Annotated in this window: 12 protein-coding genes and 1 tRNA gene; 6 read left to right on the forward strand and 7 right to left on the reverse strand. The window is 71.4% G+C overall.

The window, feature by feature from the left end; all coding sequences use genetic code 11:
- Positions 1-17 precede the first annotated feature (17 nt).
- From CUT39_RS13845 to CUT39_RS13855, 3 genes are read right to left on the reverse strand one after another with little or no spacing between them, the layout of a single operon-like run.
- The gene (locus CUT39_RS13845) at positions 18-848 is read right to left on the reverse strand and encodes a tetratricopeptide repeat protein (RefSeq protein WP_100447561.1); all 831 of its coding nucleotides are present in this window, start codon (positions 846-848) and stop codon (positions 18-20) included.
- Positions 849-869: 21 nt separating this feature from the next.
- The gene (gene ispF, locus CUT39_RS13850) at positions 870-1,334 is read right to left on the reverse strand and encodes a 2-C-methyl-D-erythritol 2,4-cyclodiphosphate synthase (RefSeq protein ID WP_100447563.1); all 465 of its coding nucleotides are present in this window, start codon (positions 1,332-1,334) and stop codon (positions 870-872) included.
- Between the two features lie 17 nt (positions 1,335-1,351).
- A complete protein-coding gene (locus CUT39_RS13855) occupies positions 1,352-1,879 on the reverse strand; it encodes a CarD family transcriptional regulator (RefSeq protein ID WP_100447565.1) in 528 nt (175 codons plus the stop codon).
- 304 nt (positions 1,880-2,183) lie between these two features.
- Between CUT39_RS13855 and CUT39_RS13860 the strand changes: the two genes are divergently transcribed.
- A complete protein-coding gene (locus CUT39_RS13860) occupies positions 2,184-2,768 on the forward strand; it encodes a hypothetical protein (RefSeq protein ID WP_232805756.1) in 585 nt (194 codons plus the stop codon).
- A 4-nt stretch (positions 2,769-2,772) separates the two neighbouring features.
- On the opposite strand, the gene CUT39_RS13865 is transcribed toward CUT39_RS13860, so the two are convergent.
- Positions 2,773-3,483: an exonuclease domain-containing protein gene (locus CUT39_RS13865; protein ID WP_100447569.1), complete on the reverse strand. Its 711-nt coding sequence runs from the start codon at positions 3,481-3,483 to the stop codon at positions 2,773-2,775.
- 189 nt (positions 3,484-3,672) lie between these two features.
- On the opposite strand from CUT39_RS13865, the gene CUT39_RS13870 reads away from it, so the two are divergent.
- The 3 genes from CUT39_RS13870 to CUT39_RS13880 all read left to right on the forward strand — a co-directional run bounded on the left by CUT39_RS13870 (position 3,673) and on the right by CUT39_RS13880 (position 7,973).
- A complete protein-coding gene (locus CUT39_RS13870) occupies positions 3,673-5,151 on the forward strand; it encodes an alanine/glycine:cation symporter family protein (RefSeq protein WP_408611156.1) in 1,479 nt (492 codons plus the stop codon).
- 33 nt (positions 5,152-5,184) lie between these two features.
- Positions 5,185-7,392, forward strand: a complete 2,208-nt coding sequence (gene recD2 / locus CUT39_RS13875; protein WP_100447570.1) for an SF1B family DNA helicase RecD2 — start codon at positions 5,185-5,187, stop codon at positions 7,390-7,392.
- Between the two features lie 80 nt (positions 7,393-7,472).
- The gene (locus tag CUT39_RS13880) at positions 7,473-7,973 is read left to right on the forward strand and encodes a hypothetical protein (RefSeq protein WP_100447572.1); all 501 of its coding nucleotides are present in this window, start codon (positions 7,473-7,475) and stop codon (positions 7,971-7,973) included.
- A gap of 13 nt (positions 7,974-7,986) precedes the next feature.
- On the opposite strand, the gene CUT39_RS13885 is transcribed toward CUT39_RS13880, so the two are convergent.
- Positions 7,987-8,478, reverse strand: coding sequence for a YajQ family cyclic di-GMP-binding protein (locus tag CUT39_RS13885; protein WP_100447574.1), 492 nt, complete (start codon positions 8,476-8,478; stop codon positions 7,987-7,989).
- A 172-nt stretch (positions 8,479-8,650) separates the two neighbouring features.
- On the opposite strand from CUT39_RS13885, the gene CUT39_RS13890 reads away from it, so the two are divergent.
- Positions 8,651-8,732 (forward strand) — tRNA-Tyr (locus tag CUT39_RS13890).
- Positions 8,733-8,794: 62 nt separating this feature from the next.
- On the opposite strand, the gene CUT39_RS13895 is transcribed toward CUT39_RS13890, so the two are convergent.
- Positions 8,795-10,015 carry a sensor histidine kinase gene (locus CUT39_RS13895; protein ID WP_100447576.1) on the reverse strand — a complete coding sequence of 407 codons (1,221 nt, stop codon included), beginning with the start codon at positions 10,013-10,015 and terminating at the stop codon, positions 8,795-8,797.
- Between the two features lie 177 nt (positions 10,016-10,192).
- On the opposite strand from CUT39_RS13895, the gene CUT39_RS13900 reads away from it, so the two are divergent.
- On the forward strand, positions 10,193-11,806 hold the full coding sequence (locus CUT39_RS13900) for a hypothetical protein (RefSeq protein ID WP_198587136.1): 1,614 nt from the start codon (positions 10,193-10,195) through the stop codon (positions 11,804-11,806).
- A gap of 19 nt (positions 11,807-11,825) precedes the next feature.
- Here CUT39_RS13900 and CUT39_RS13905 read toward each other — a convergent pair whose 3' ends face one another.
- Positions 11,826-14,111, reverse strand: a complete 2,286-nt coding sequence (locus CUT39_RS13905; protein WP_100447578.1) for an AAA family ATPase — start codon at positions 14,109-14,111, stop codon at positions 11,826-11,828.

Here is a 14,111-nt window from a genome sequence, read left to right on the forward strand (position 1 = left end):
GCGTGGGCCCGCTCAGGTCACTCGGCGCGGCGATGCCGCCGCAGAACTGTGAACCAAGCCACCCAGGTGCCGACGGCGACCAGGGCGAAGAACACCCGCGCCCCCGGCGGGATTCCGGTGCCCAGCAGGGCGGGCAGGCCGAACACCACCGCGACGCCGAGCAGGACCGACCGACCGAGCGCGCCGCGGAACAGACCGGGGCCGTAGATCTTCCGGCGCCAGGCGACGTCGTCGGGCCGGGCGTCGACCGCGCCGGTGGTCTCGCGGCGCCGCGCCTCGGGCGGCAGTGACCGCGCCGTCTGCGGCGACGAATCGCCCGGCTCGAGATCGGAGGCGGCCTGCCGGGAGCGTCCGGCGAGGTCGCTCATGTCGAGCGAATCGGCGACCGCGGCGAGCGTCAGATGGGTGCGGGGCTGGTCGGGGGCGAGATTGACCGCGTTCCAAGCCGCGTCGAGCGCCGGCTGGCCGGCGCCCGCGCGCCGGGTGATCAGCGCGTAGTGGACCTGATGGACCCAACTGGCCCGGTCGAGTTCGAGGAGGCTCGCGGCGGCCTGCATGGCCTCGTCGCGCCGCTCGGCGTCGGCCAGGGCGTACCCGCGGACGACCAGTGCCCGCCGGTGCCTCGGATCGCGCGCCAGGGTCGCGCCGGCGAAGACGAGGGCCTCGTCCGGATCGCCCTCGGCGAGGGCGAGGACCCCCGCCATCGCATTGGCCTCGGGGTCGAACGGGTCGACGCGGAGCGCCGCGTCGATCTCGGTGCGGGCGTCGGGCAGCGCCTCGAGGTCGTACAGCATCTCGGCGCGTTCGAGATGCTCGGCGACCGTGCGGCGGGTGGGGTCTTGGTCCATGAACCTACTCCCGAATGGGAATCAAAACCTGTACAGCAACGCTACCGCGGTCGCCGCCAGGCCCTCGCCGCGTCCGGTGAACCCCAGGCCGTCGGTGGTGGTGGCCGACAAGCGCACCGGCGCCCCGATCGGAGTGGCCAGGGCCGTCTCGGCCTCGGCGCGGCGCGGCCGCAGCTTGGGGCGGTCGCCGATGATCTGCACGCTGACGTTGCCGATCGACCAGTCGGCCTCGCGGACGCGCCGGGCGGTCTCGATCAGCAGGGCCTCACCGGAGGCGCCGTCCCATTCGGGACGGGACGTGCCGAAATTGCCGCCGAGGTCGCCGAGGCCGGCGGCCGACAGCAGCGCGTCGCAGACCGCGTGCGCGGCCGCGTCGCCGTCGGAGTGCCCCGCCAACCCGGGTGTACCGGGCCAGTCGAGGCACGCCAAACGGCAAGGTCGAGTGGGATCGAAACGGTGCACGTCGGTTCCGTGCCCGACGACCATGGACGGAAATTCGGGACTCACGCGTTGAATTGCGGCTCGCCGGAAGCTAACTGAACCGGGGCCTCCGACAGCAGGACTTTGTCGAGAATGCTCTCCGCCTCGTCTTTGACGCAGTCCTCGGCCAGCGCGATCTCTCCTACGAGGATCTCGCGTGCCTTCGAGAGCATTCGCTTCTCACCCGCCGACAGCCCGCGCTCCCGGTCGCGCCGCCACAGGTCGCGGACGACCTCGGCGATCTTGAGCGGAGAGCCGGAGGCCAGCTTCTCGACATTGGCCTTATAACGCCGTGACCAGTTGGTGGGCTCCTCCGTATGAGGGGCGCGGAGCACATCGAAGACCTCGTTGAGGCCCTCCGCTCCGACCACTTCTCGGACGCCGACGAGTTCGACGTTCTTGGCGGGAACCTTGACCGTGAGGTCACCCTGCTCGACACGCAGCACGAGGTATTCCTGTTCAATACCTCCGATGACGCGAGTTTCCACAGCTTCAACGAGTGCGGCCCCGTGGTGGGGGTAGACAACGGTCTCGCCGACACTAAAACCCATAGGATCGAAACCCCTTTCGCTGTGTCTAGCCTAACACGTCACCGGGTTGATACCCGACAGCGGATCGCCATGAATGCCCTGGTCAATTGGTATGTGACCGACTACTCTACGGCACCTTGGCGATCCCGAACGGACAGAGAGTCGTGAATGAGGCGTGCGTCGCCCGCTCCGAGGGCGCCACTCCCCGAATCGCGCCATTTCCGGTGAGAGCCATTCCTCGGCGCGGCGCGGGCCTGGAGACCCGGTCCCGGGCGGTCGTCTACGCTGTCGGCAGCACGCCCTCATGACTCAGGGAGGACCAGCAGTGGCCAGGGGTATCAGCATGGCGCTCACCGCACGCCGCGCGGCGGCGCTCGCGGTCGCGGCGGCCGCGACCGTCGGGCTGTCGGCCTGCGGCGCCGGACAGGTGACCCACACCGACACCAAGCAGGCCGCGATCGCCGGAGTCAACGTCGACCACGGCGACATCGCCCTGCGCGACCTCCAGGTCGAGTTCTCCTCCGCCGACGGGTACGAGGCCGGCGGCGAGGCCCCGCTGCGGATCTGGATCGGCAACGAAGGCCAGGAGCCGGTCAGCCTCGAGAGCGTCGTCACCGACGGGGCCCAGGCGGTCGCCTTCTGCCCCGGCGACGAGGCCGCCTCCGGCTGCACCGCCGACTTCGCGCCGATCGAGATCGCCTCCGAGGACTACGTCCGCCTCGACTCCAACGTCGACGGCGCCGACTACCTCCGGCTCGAAGGACTCGCCGAGCCGCTCGTCTCCGGGCAGGCGATCGGCGTGACCTTCGTGTTCTCCGGCGGCCGGGAGGTCCCGGTCGACGTTCCGGTCGGTCAGGCGACCGAGCAGGAAGAGCCCGAATACGAGGAGCACCCCGGGCTCGGCCACTGACCGGTCACCGCGCGAGCGGCCAGCGCCGCTCGACCGACTCCTCGCGCCCGCGGCGCCGGAAGTACGCCTCCAGACTCGCCGCGTCCTCGGCGTGCCACCGGACCTGCGCCTCGTGCAGCTCCCGCGGCTCCATGCTCCCCACCTCGGGGAAACGCGTCCCGATCACCCTGGCCAGCGCCACCGTCGCGGCGGCGTCGCCGGTCGCCGAGTGCGCCCCGTCCAGCTCGACGCCGTAGTGCTCGGCCGTGGCCCCGAGCGTCCGCTTGCCCTTCCGGTAGCGGTCCACCCGCTTGTCCAGCACCGCCGGGTCGACCACTGAGATCCGGTCCCAGTCCGGCTGCGGGATCGCGTGCCGATCGAGCTCATAGGACAGCATGGTGAGGTCGAATCCGGCGCGGAACGCCACCACCGGCGTCCCGGCCTCGATCGCCGCCCCCAGGGCGGCGGCGATCTCGCCCAGCGCCTTCACCGGCACCTCCCCTTCGGCGCGGGCCTTCTGGTCGGTGATGCCGTGGACCCGCGACGCGCCCGGCGGGATCGGCACCCCCGGATCGATCAGCCACGACTCGCCCATCCACCCGACGGTCTCCCGGTCCGGCCCGACCGGGTCGACGGTCACCAGGGCCGCCTGCACGATCCGGCTCTCGGCCGGGACCACGCCGGTGGTCTCGGTGTCGAACCCCAGCAGCGGACCTTGGAACCATTGCTCGCTCATGGGGCCACCATATCGACCGCCTCCGACGATCCGCCGATATGCTCTACGCTGCGCCCGGAACGGAGCTACGCCCCTTCCCGCCCGTAAACGACCCCTGGAGGAACTTTGGACTGGTTGCATTCGATAACCGACGCCATCCAGCGATGGGCCGACAACCTCGACGCCGACTACGGCGGCGACGTCGGCGAGGTGAGCTCGTTCGTATGGGGCCCATGGGTGCTCATTCCGCTGCTGCTGGCCGTCGGTGTCTATCTGACCGCCCTGCTGAGCGGCATCCAGATCCGGCGGCTCGGCTACGGGCTCTGGCTCGCCCTGTTCCGGCGCAACGAGGGCGATGTCAAGGGCGACATCAGCCACTACCAGGCCCTGTCGGTGGCGCTGGCCGCCACGGTCGGGGTCGGCAACATCGGCGGGGTCGGCGCCGCGATCGCCATGGGCGGGCCCGGCGCGCTGTTCTGGATGTGGGTGACCGGCCTGGTCGGCATGGCCACCAAGTACTCGGAGGCGCTGCTCGGGGTCAAGTACCGCAAGGTCAACCCCAAGGGCCGGCAGTCCGGCGGCCCGCAGCGGTACCTCTCGGAGGGCATCAAGGGCCCGCTCGGCAAGATCCTCGCGTTCGCCTTCGCCGGGTTCGGGGTCATCGCCAGCTTCGGCATCGGCAACGCCGTCCAGTCCGGCCAGGTGGCCGCCGCCATCCAGGGGCAGTTGCCCGACGACACCTTCTGGACCCCGTCGTGGACCGGCGTGGTGATCCTCGTCTCGGTCGGCCTGGTCATCCTCGGCGGCATCAAGTGGCTCGGGCGGGTGGCCTCGGCGCTGGTGCCGCTCATGGTGGTCCTCTACCTCGCCGGGGCGCTCGCGGTCCTGGTGATGAACGTCGACGTGCTCGGCACCGCCTTCGCCATGATCTTCGACCAGGCCTTCAACGGCGCCTCGGCGGTCGGCGGCTTCACCGGCGCCGCGATCCTGACGGTGATCCGCTACGGCGTGGCCCGCGGCATCTTCTCCAACGAGTCCGGCCTGGGCACCGGCGGCATCGCCGCCGCCGCGGCCCGCACCGACCAGCCGGTGCGGCAGGCGATGGTGTCGATGACGCAGACGTTCATCGACACGCTCATCGTGGTCACCATGACCGGCCTGGTCATCGTCGTCACCGGGGTGCTGGGCACGACCGAGGTCGTCGACGGCGAGGAGCGGATGGTCACCGACTCGGCGCTCACCCGGCTCGCGTTCGAGACCGGCCTGGGCGGCTCCGGCACGGTCGGCGGCACCGTCGGCGGCCTGATCGTCGCGGTCGCGATCGCCACGTTCGCGTTCTCCACCCTCATCGGCTGGTCCTACTACGGCGAGAAGTGCCTGGAGCGGTTCAGCGGACAGTGGCTGATCCTGCCCTACCGGGCCGTGTTCGTCGTGGTCGCCTACCTGGGCGCGGTCACCAGCCTCGACCTGGTGTGGGGCTTCTCCGACATCGCCAACGGCCTGATGGCGCTGCCGAACCTGATCGGCCTGCTGATCCTGTCGCCGGTGGTCTACCGCGAGACCAGGAAGTTCTTCGCGAGGCCCGACTGGCGGCTGCTGCCGGCCGACGCCGTCCCGGCCGGAGGCGCGGCGCGAGCCGAAGGCGAGGCGGGGTCCGAACCGCCCGAGCCGGAGGGGAAACCGGATTAGGGCGGTGTCGCAGTCCGCCAATAGCATGTAGCCATGCACGAGTCCCGGCCCGGCCAGGCGACCTTGGAGGCGGTCCTCGAACGCGTCACGTACGCGAACGAGGAGACCGGGTACACCATCGCCCGCGCCTCCACCGCCCGGTCGGGCCCGGAACTGCTCACGATCGTCGGTCCGCTGCTCGGCGCCCAGGTCGGGGAGAGCCTCGACCTGACCGGGCGGTGGACCAGCCACCCCAAGTACGGCCGCCAGTTCGAGGTCTGGTCGTACCGGACGGTGCTGCCCGCGACCGTCCAGGGCATCGAGCGCTACCTCGGCTCGGGCCTGATCAAGGGCGTCGGGCCCAAGACCGCCGAGAGGATCGTGGCGCACTTCGGCACCGCCACCCTCGAGGTGATCGACGACGAGCCCGAGCGGCTGGCCGAGGTGCCCGGCCTGGGCCCCAAGCGGACGAAGTCGATCGCGGCGGCCTGGGAGGAGCAGCGGGCCATCAAGGAGGTCATGGTCTTCCTCCAGTCGGTCGAGGTCTCCACCTCGCTGGCGGTGCGGATCTACAAGAAGTACGGCGACGCCTCCATCGGGGTGGTCAAGAACCAGCCGTACCGACTCGCCAACGAGGTGTGGGGGATCGGGTTCAAGACCGCCGACACGGTCGCCCGCGCGGTCGGCGTCCCGCACGACTCGCCCGAGCGGATCAAGGCCGCGCTCCAGTACGTGCTCTCCGAGGCCGGCGACGCCGGGCACTGCTTCCTGCCGGCGCCGAACCTGGTGGGCGACACGGTCGAGCTGCTGGGACTCGAGGCCGGACCCGTGACGCGGGCGCTCGAGGAGCTCACCGACGAGGCCGAGCACGTCATCGCCGACCGGATCCCCGCAGGGGAGTCGACCGTGCCGGCGCGCTACCTCGCGCCCTTCCATCACGCCGAGCGCGGCCTCGCCTCGGGCCTGCTGAGCCTCCTGGACGCCTCGGGCGACCGGCTCGGCGCCTTCCAGAACGTCGAGTGGGACAAGGCGTTCGAGTGGCTGCGGAAGCGCCGCGACGCCGAACTGGCGCCCGAGCAGGCCGATGCGGTCAAACTCGCGCTCACCGAGAAGGTCGCCGTGCTCACCGGCGGCCCCGGCTGCGGCAAGAGCTTCACCGTCTCGGCCGCCGTCGACCTCGCCAAGGCCAAGCGCGGCAAGGTCGTGCTCGCCGCGCCCACCGGGCGGGCCGCGAAGCGGCTCGCCGAGCTCACCGGCTGCGAGGCCGCCACCCTGCACCGGCTGCTCGAACTGCGGCCCGGCGGCGAGGCCGCCTACGACCGCGACAACCCGCTCGACGTCGACCTGCTGGTCGTCGACGAGTCGTCCATGCTCGACACCGTGCTGGCGAACAAGCTCGTCAAGGCCGTCCCTCCCGGGGCGCACCTGCTGCTGGTCGGGGACGTCGACCAGTTGCCGAGCGTCGGCGCCGGTGAGGTCCTGCGGGACCTGCTGGCCGCGCCCGCGATCCCCCGGGTGCGGTTGACCCGGATCTTCCGGCAGGCGGCCGAATCGGGCGTGGTCGCCGGCGCCCACCGGGTCAACTCGGGCGCGTTCCCGCGCCTGGAGGGCTACGACGACTTCTTCTGGTTCGCCAGCGACGACAACGACCTGGTCGCCGACCACGTGGTCGACATCGTCACCCGCCGCATCCCGGCCAGGTTCGGGCTCCACCCGGTGCGGGACGTCCAGGTGCTCGCCCCGATGCACCGCGGCGGGCCCGGCGCCGGGAACCTCAACCTCAAGCTCCAGGAGGCGCTCACCCCGGGGCGGGAGGGGCGTCCGGAGCGCCGCTACGGCGGCCGCGTCTACCGGGTCGGCGACAAGGTCATCCAGATCCGCAACAACTACGCCAAGGGCGCGAACGGGGTCTTCAACGGCACCGTCGGGGTCGTCTCGGCGCTCGACGCCGAGGCGCAGACCCTGACCGTCCGCACCGACGAGGACGAGGACGTCGACTACGAGTTCTCCGAACTGGACGAACTCGTCCACGCCTACGCGATCACCGTGCACCGCTCGCAGGGCAGCGAGTACCCGGCGGTGGTGATCCCGGTGACCACCAGCGCGTGGACCATGCTGCGGCGCAACCTGATCTACACCGCGATCACCCGCGCCAAGCGGCTGGTGGTGATGGTCGGATCCAAGAAGGCACTGGCGGTGGCCGTGCGGAGCGCCGGGACCGGCAAGCGCCACACGGGCCTGACCCACCGTCTGGGGACTTGAACTTCCATATTGATAATAATCGATCCAAATGGGTAGAATGCGGATCACAGGCCGCCCGGAATCAACCCGCAGGAGTCCCGATGGCGAACCGCATCACCCGGCGCTGGAGGCGCATCACGATCACCGGAGCCGCGCTCGCGGTCGCCGTGCTCGGCATGGCGGTGAGCACCTCGGCCGCATCCTCCGACCAGAGCCGGGACGGCACGGAGGGCCCGGCGCAAGCCTCGTCGGGCACGCCCGGCCCCAGCCCGACCGGCGTTCTCGCCGACTGCGAGGTGGAACTGGAGCTCGAATACGGCTTCGACACCGGATCGATCTACATGCTGACCGTCACCGCGGGGGACGACACGGTCCAGGGCTGGTACGCCTCCTGGATCTGGCCGGACGACACCGAGATCACGCACGTCTTCGACGTCGAGGGCCTTCCCGAGCAGAACGGCCGCCTGGTGGAGGTCACCGCCCACCCGCAGTACGGCTACATCGAACCGGGCGAGTCGAAGTCGTTCGCGTTCCTGGTGGACACGCCGTGGCTGTACAACGCGCCCGAGATCGACTCACACTGCTACGTGTACCTCCCCTGACCGCCGGCGGCGCCTAGCGGTAGTTGACGAACTGCAGCGCCACGTCGAGATCCTTGCCCTTGAGCAACTGGATGACCTCCTGGAGGTCGTCGCGCTTCTTGCCCGAGACGCGCAGCTTCTCGCCCTGGATCTGCGGTTTGACGCCCTTGGGGCCCTCGTCGCGGATGATCTTGCCGATCTTCTTGGCCTTGTCCTGGGCGATCCCCTGCTGGAAGGACACGTCGATCTTGGACTCCTTGCCCGACTGGCGCGGATCGGAGGCCTCCATGGCCTTCAGCGAGATCCCGCGCTTGATGAGCTTCTCCTTGAGCACCTCCAGGGCCGCCTTGACGCGGTCCTCGGTCTCGGCGGTCAGGACCGCCGCCCCCTCGCCGCTGCGGTCGACGCGCGCGCCGGTCCCGCGGAAGTCGAACCGGGTCGACAGCTCGCGCTGCGCCTGGTTGACGGCGTTGTCGAGCTCGGCCAGATCGATCTCGGAAACGATGTCGAACGAGGCGTCGGCCATGGAAACCAGTCCTTCCAGTAGGTGGGGCGACGGTCGTCCAGCTTAGTCGGGCGCCTCCGGGCCGACCCGGCGGCCGCCGCCGTCCGCCGGAGTGAACGCCGTCTCACGGGGCCGGAACCCGGTTGCGGACGGCCGGGAGCGAAGCGCTATTCTTGCTTCCGCTACACAGCGAGCCAGGTTGCCCGAGCGGCCAAAGGGAGCTGACTGTAAATCAGCCGGCATTGCCTTCAGAGGTTCGAATCCTCTACCTGGCACCGTCGAAGCAACGGCCCGTGAACCGGGGAGGCCCGGTCGCGGGCCGTCGTCGTTCCCCCGGCTAGGCGCCGGCGGGGCGTCCCGGATCCGCCGACGGGGCCGGAGCGTGCTCCTCCTGCGGCTCGCAGGGGAGCCAGACGCCGACCTCCCAGCCGCCCTCGGGCCGCGGCTCCGCCCGCAGACGCCCGCCGACCGCATCGACCCGTTCGCCCAGGCCCACCAGGCCCATCCCGGCGCCGGTCTCGGCCAGCCTCCCGCGAGCGGCCCGGCCGTCGTCGCGGACGCTCACCTCCACGCCCCCGCTTCCGGCCGCGGCCACCACCACCCGCACCTGCCGGGCGTCCTGGGCGTGCTTGCGGACGTTGGTCAGCGACTCCCGCACCACCCGGTGCGCCGTGGCCGCGATCTCCGGGGCGACCCGGTCGGCCAGGTCGGGGGAGATGAAGCAGCTCGCATCGGTGCCCTCGCGGCTGAACCGGTCGACCAGCTCCTCGATCTGCGACAGGTCGCCGAGCGGATTCACCCCGGCGCCGGCGTCCTCGGCGCGCAGCATCTTCACCATCCGCCGCATCGACGCCAGCGCCGCCAGCCCGGCCTCCTCGATACCGGCGAAGGACCGCCTCGGATCGGTGTCGGTCACCTGCGCCGCCTGCGCCAGCACCACCATCCCGGTCACGTGGTGGGCCACGAAATCGTGCATCTCGCGGGCCAGCTCCATCCGCTCGGCCCGGCGGACCTCCGCCTGCGTCTCGCGGCGCAGCCGGTCGAGCCCGCGAAGATAGGCGCCGAAGCCGACGACCGTGGACATGGCCATGACGATCATGACGATCCCGGCCGCGATCGAACCCTGGTAGACGAAGAACCGGAAGCCGATCGCGGTGAGCGCCGCGCCGAGCGCGAACGCGACCCAGCGGCCCGGCGGCGCGTCCCAGTGCCGCACCGCGTACAACATGAGCAGCAGCAGCGCGAACATCTCGGCCACCCCCACCCCGCGGCCCTGGTTGGACGCCGTCCCCAGCGCCGTCGCCGCCAGCGAGGCGAACGCGGCGTATCCGATCCAGCGTTTGCGGCCGGGCCGGTAGCACAGGTACACCCCGAACGCCAGCAGCGCGGTCGCCGCCTGAATCCAGGAGACCGGATGGAGTATCGGCATCGGCTCGACCGGTGAATAGGAGAACGACTCGCCCAGCAGCGACAGCCCCAGCACGCAGACGACGCCGATCTTGAGCGTGCGCATCCCGATCCGGTTCAACCGGGCGCTCCAGTTGGGCTTGGAGGTCATGCCTTCGACGGTAACCGCGGAAACGGCTGCGTCGGCCGAATGGCCGAGCCGCCCCGGCCGGACCCATCCGGTCTCCTAAGTAGGGAAAATACGTGCCATTATGTGCACATGTCTCACCGTCCGCGTGATCTCAGCCCGGAAGAGCTCCGCTTCATCCCTCAGCGCCCCGTGCGATGGATGTCGCCCCGCACCCTGACCGAGACCGCCGCCCGGCTCGGGCTCGCCCGCCTGCTCGGCGGCTACCTCGACAAGCGCGAGATCTTCGAGAGCCGCCGGCAGGAGGTGTTCGCCCACGACCGGGACGAGGAGCTGTGGATCGACTACGTCGCCGACATCGGCGACGGCTTCGACGCCACCTACTCGATCGCCCACCTGATGGCGCAACCCGATCTGGAGGTCGGCGGCCGGCGCCTGCCGCGCGGCTCGGTCCTGGTCATGGGCGGCGACGAGGTCTACCCGGCCGCGAACTGGCGCGAATACGAACACCGGATGAAGGGCCCCTACGAGGCGGCGAACCCCGAGACCGAGGTGTCGCTGTACGCCATCCCGGGCAACCACGACTGGTTCGACGGGCTCACCGCCTTCGGCCGCCAGTTCATCGAGGGCCGCCGGTGGGGCGGCTACCGGACCGCCCAGACCCGCTCCTACTTCGCGCTGCGCCTGCCGCACCGCTGGTGGCTGTACGCCGTCGACGCCCAGTTCGACGCCCACCTCGACCGGCCGCAGCTCGAATACTTCAAGCGGGCCGCCGGCGAGCTCCAAGCAGGCGACCAGGTGATCCTGTGCGTACCGCAGCCCTCGTGGGTGTGGACCGAGGACAACCCGCGCTCCTACGACCGGATCGACCACTTCATCCGGGACGTCGTCGCCGAGCACGAGGCCGAAGTCCCGCTGATCCTCACCGGCGACCGCCACCACTACGCCCACTACGCCCAGATCGGCGGCTCCCGGCACCTGGTGACCGCCGGCGGCGGCGGCGCCTACCTCTCGCCCACCCACAACCTGCCCGACGAACTCACCGCTCCGCGCAAGACCGTCTCCGAACCCGATGCGGTGCAGCGCCGCTACCGCCTGACCGGCACCTATCCGAGCCGGGCGCGCTCGCTGCGGTACGCGTTCGGGATCTTCGGCCGTCTGCCGTGGCTCAACAAGGGCTTCACGGTCCTGATGAGCGCCATCATGCTCATCGCCACCGTGTCCATCCTGGAGGGACCGGGGACGTTCGCCGCGGCAGCCGTGGTGCTCCTGGCGGCCGGGGTCGGCTTCGCCCACCCCGGGCAGGGCACCAGGACGCTCAAGCACTACGTGCTCGGACTCGCCCACGGCGCGGCGCAGGTCGGCCTGGCCTGGGCCGGAGCGCGGGTGCTCCGGGAGACGCCCTGGGAGGACTTCTGGCCCTACGTGGCCTATCTGCCGGTCGCGGGCCTGGTCGGCACCTGGCTGGTGGGGCTTTATCTGGTGGTGGCCAACCGGTTCGGGGTCAACGCCAATGAGCTCTTCGCCGGTCTGTCCATCATCGACCAGAAATGCTTCCTGCGGATCCGCGTGGCCCGCGACGGGGTCACGGTGTTCCCGATCGGGCTCGACCGCAGCGGCCGCGAGTGGACCGCCGACCCCGACGGGGCCTCGTCCGACTCGTGGATCAAACCGGTCGAGCCGCTGTCGCCGCGCCTGATCGAGGAGGGCTTCCGCGTCCCCGACCCCGGGCCCGGCCACGACGCCGTGCCCCGGCAGCGGCCGTTCCGGCGGCTGGTCGCGCAGGCCGAGGAGTGGTTCAACCGCAGCGGGTGACTCCGAACCGTCGTTGCGGCTAGGCTTCGCGGCCCTCGGCGTAACTCTCGAGCCTCTCGAGCTGACCCGGGTCCAGGCTCGGGCGGATCCGCTCCATCGCCCGCATCACGTGCGACATGGTCACGATCGAGGCATCCAGCGACTCGCGCATCGCCGTCAGCGCCGCCTCGCGCACCAGCGCCGCGCAGTCGGCCGCCGAGTACAGCCACAGCTCGTCGGCGACCGCGTCCAGGTCCACGTCATCGGCGAACGGCACGTTCTTGGCGCTGGCGCGCAGGATGTCCGCCCGGCCCTTGGCGTCCGGCGGCGGCACGTACACCAGCCGCTCCAGGCGCCCGGGCCGCAGCAGCGCCGGGTCGACCATGTCGGGCCGGTTCGTCGCGCCCACGACCACCACGTCCCGCAGCGACTCGGCGCCGTCCAGTTCGGTCAGCAGCGCGGCGACCACCCGGTCGGCGGTGCCGCCGTCGGTGCCGCCCCCGCGCACCGGCGCCAGCGCGTCGAGCTCGTCGAAGAACATCAGCGTCGGGCTCGCCTGCCGGGCGCGCCTGAACAGCTCCCGCACGTTCTTCTCGGACTCGCCCACCCACTTGTTCAGCAGTTCGGAGCCCTTGACGCTCAATACGTTCGCGTGGCCCTCCCCGGCGACGGCCCGCACGATGTAGGTCTTGCCGCAGCCCGGCGGCCCGTAGAGGAGGATGCCGCGCGGGGCCTCGATGCCCAAGCGGGTGAACGCGTCGGGGTACGTCAGCGGCCACAGCACGGTCTCGGTGAGGGTCTGCTTCAGATCCGCCATGCCGCCGACGTCGTCGAGCGTGAGCCCACCGAGCTCGACCGAGTCGCCGCCCATGCTCGAAGGACGCACCGCCTCCAGCGCGGCGTCGAAGTCCGAGCGCTGCAACGCGGTCGCGCCGCCGGCCTTGGCGCGCATCGCCGCCCGGACTCCGGCTTCGCGGACCATCGTCGCCAGGTCCGCGGCCACGTACCCGGGGGAGCGCTGCGCGACCGACTCGATCCCCACGTCCTCGGCGATCCTCATGCCGCGCGTGAAGTGCAGGATCAGCTCGCGCCGCGCGTCGGTGTCGGGCATCGGCACCACCACCTCGTGCGCGAGGGCGCCGCGCAGTTCGGCGTCGACGTCCTCGACGTCGGCGGCCGTGCAGACCACGGCGTGCCCCTGGTCGAGAACCTCCTCGACCAGCTTCAGGAACATCGTCCCCAGCGGCGTCCTCCGGCCCGCCGCGGCGATCGCCTCCACGCCCTGCACCAGCAGCAAGCCCGGCTCCGCCAGCGCCGCCACCGCCCGGCGCAGCCGCTCGGCCGCCGTGTTGGCCTCGACCGCGGCCAACTCCGGGCCGGACACTTCGCCGACCGAGGCGCCCACCTCGGCGGCCACCGACCGCACCAGGGTCGCCTTGCCGGCTCCCGCCGGCCCCGAGACCAACACCCCGAGGGTCATGTCGGTGCCCACCACCGTGAGCACCTCCCGGTGGTTGAAACCCAGATCGAGCAGCTCGCGCAGCTCCTCGGCCGGGATTCGCACGCCCGCCAGCTCGTCGTAGGGGACGTGGTCGACCTGCCGGGCCGGTTCGATCCGCACCGCCGGCTCGGGCCGGTCCCGACCCGACCGCTCGGCCGCGTGCGCGCCACCGCCCCCGGTCGGCTCGGGCGGACGCGGGCGCCGCACGTTCGCGACCCCGCCGATCCTCGGCAGCGACACGTCGATCGACGCCGGCGCCTCGTCCTCCCACCGGACCGACGTGTCGGCGGTGATCATGGCCGACCGCTCCGGCTGCGCCTCCACCACGTTGAGCACCATCGTGGCCCAGCCCGTCCCGAGGGTGTTCTGCAAGGTCCTGCGGGCCGCCGCGACCGTCTCGCTGCGGCCCTGGCCGATCTCGATCGGCAGCAGCGACACGTCGTCGCCGGTGCCGACGACCTTGCTCAGCAGCGCCAGCCGCAGCGTGTCGGCGTCGACCGACGCCGCCGCCGTCGCCGGGCCCGAGATCACCACCCGTTCGGCCGCTGCCAGCGACGCCCGCCCGAGGCGCACCGGATCGCCGTCGCGCGCCCCGAGGTTTCCCAGCGTCAGGTCGTCGGCGTACAGCGCCCGCCGCGAGGCGTGCCGGTCCGCCGCGAGCGCGATCGCGGTCGTAGCCCGCCGCGCCTCCAGTTCCACCGCGTCGCCGGCGCGGATCCCGAGCGAGGCCAGCACCTCGGCGTGGAGCCGGACGATGCCGCGCCTGGCGTCGAGCGCGGCGCGGGCGCGGGTCGCGGTCAGGGTGAGAGAGCTGGAATCGGTCAC

It is taken from the genome of Glycomyces xiaoerkulensis (assembly GCF_002798405.1).
GTDB lineage: Bacteria > Actinomycetota > Actinomycetes > Mycobacteriales > Micromonosporaceae > Glycomyces > Glycomyces xiaoerkulensis.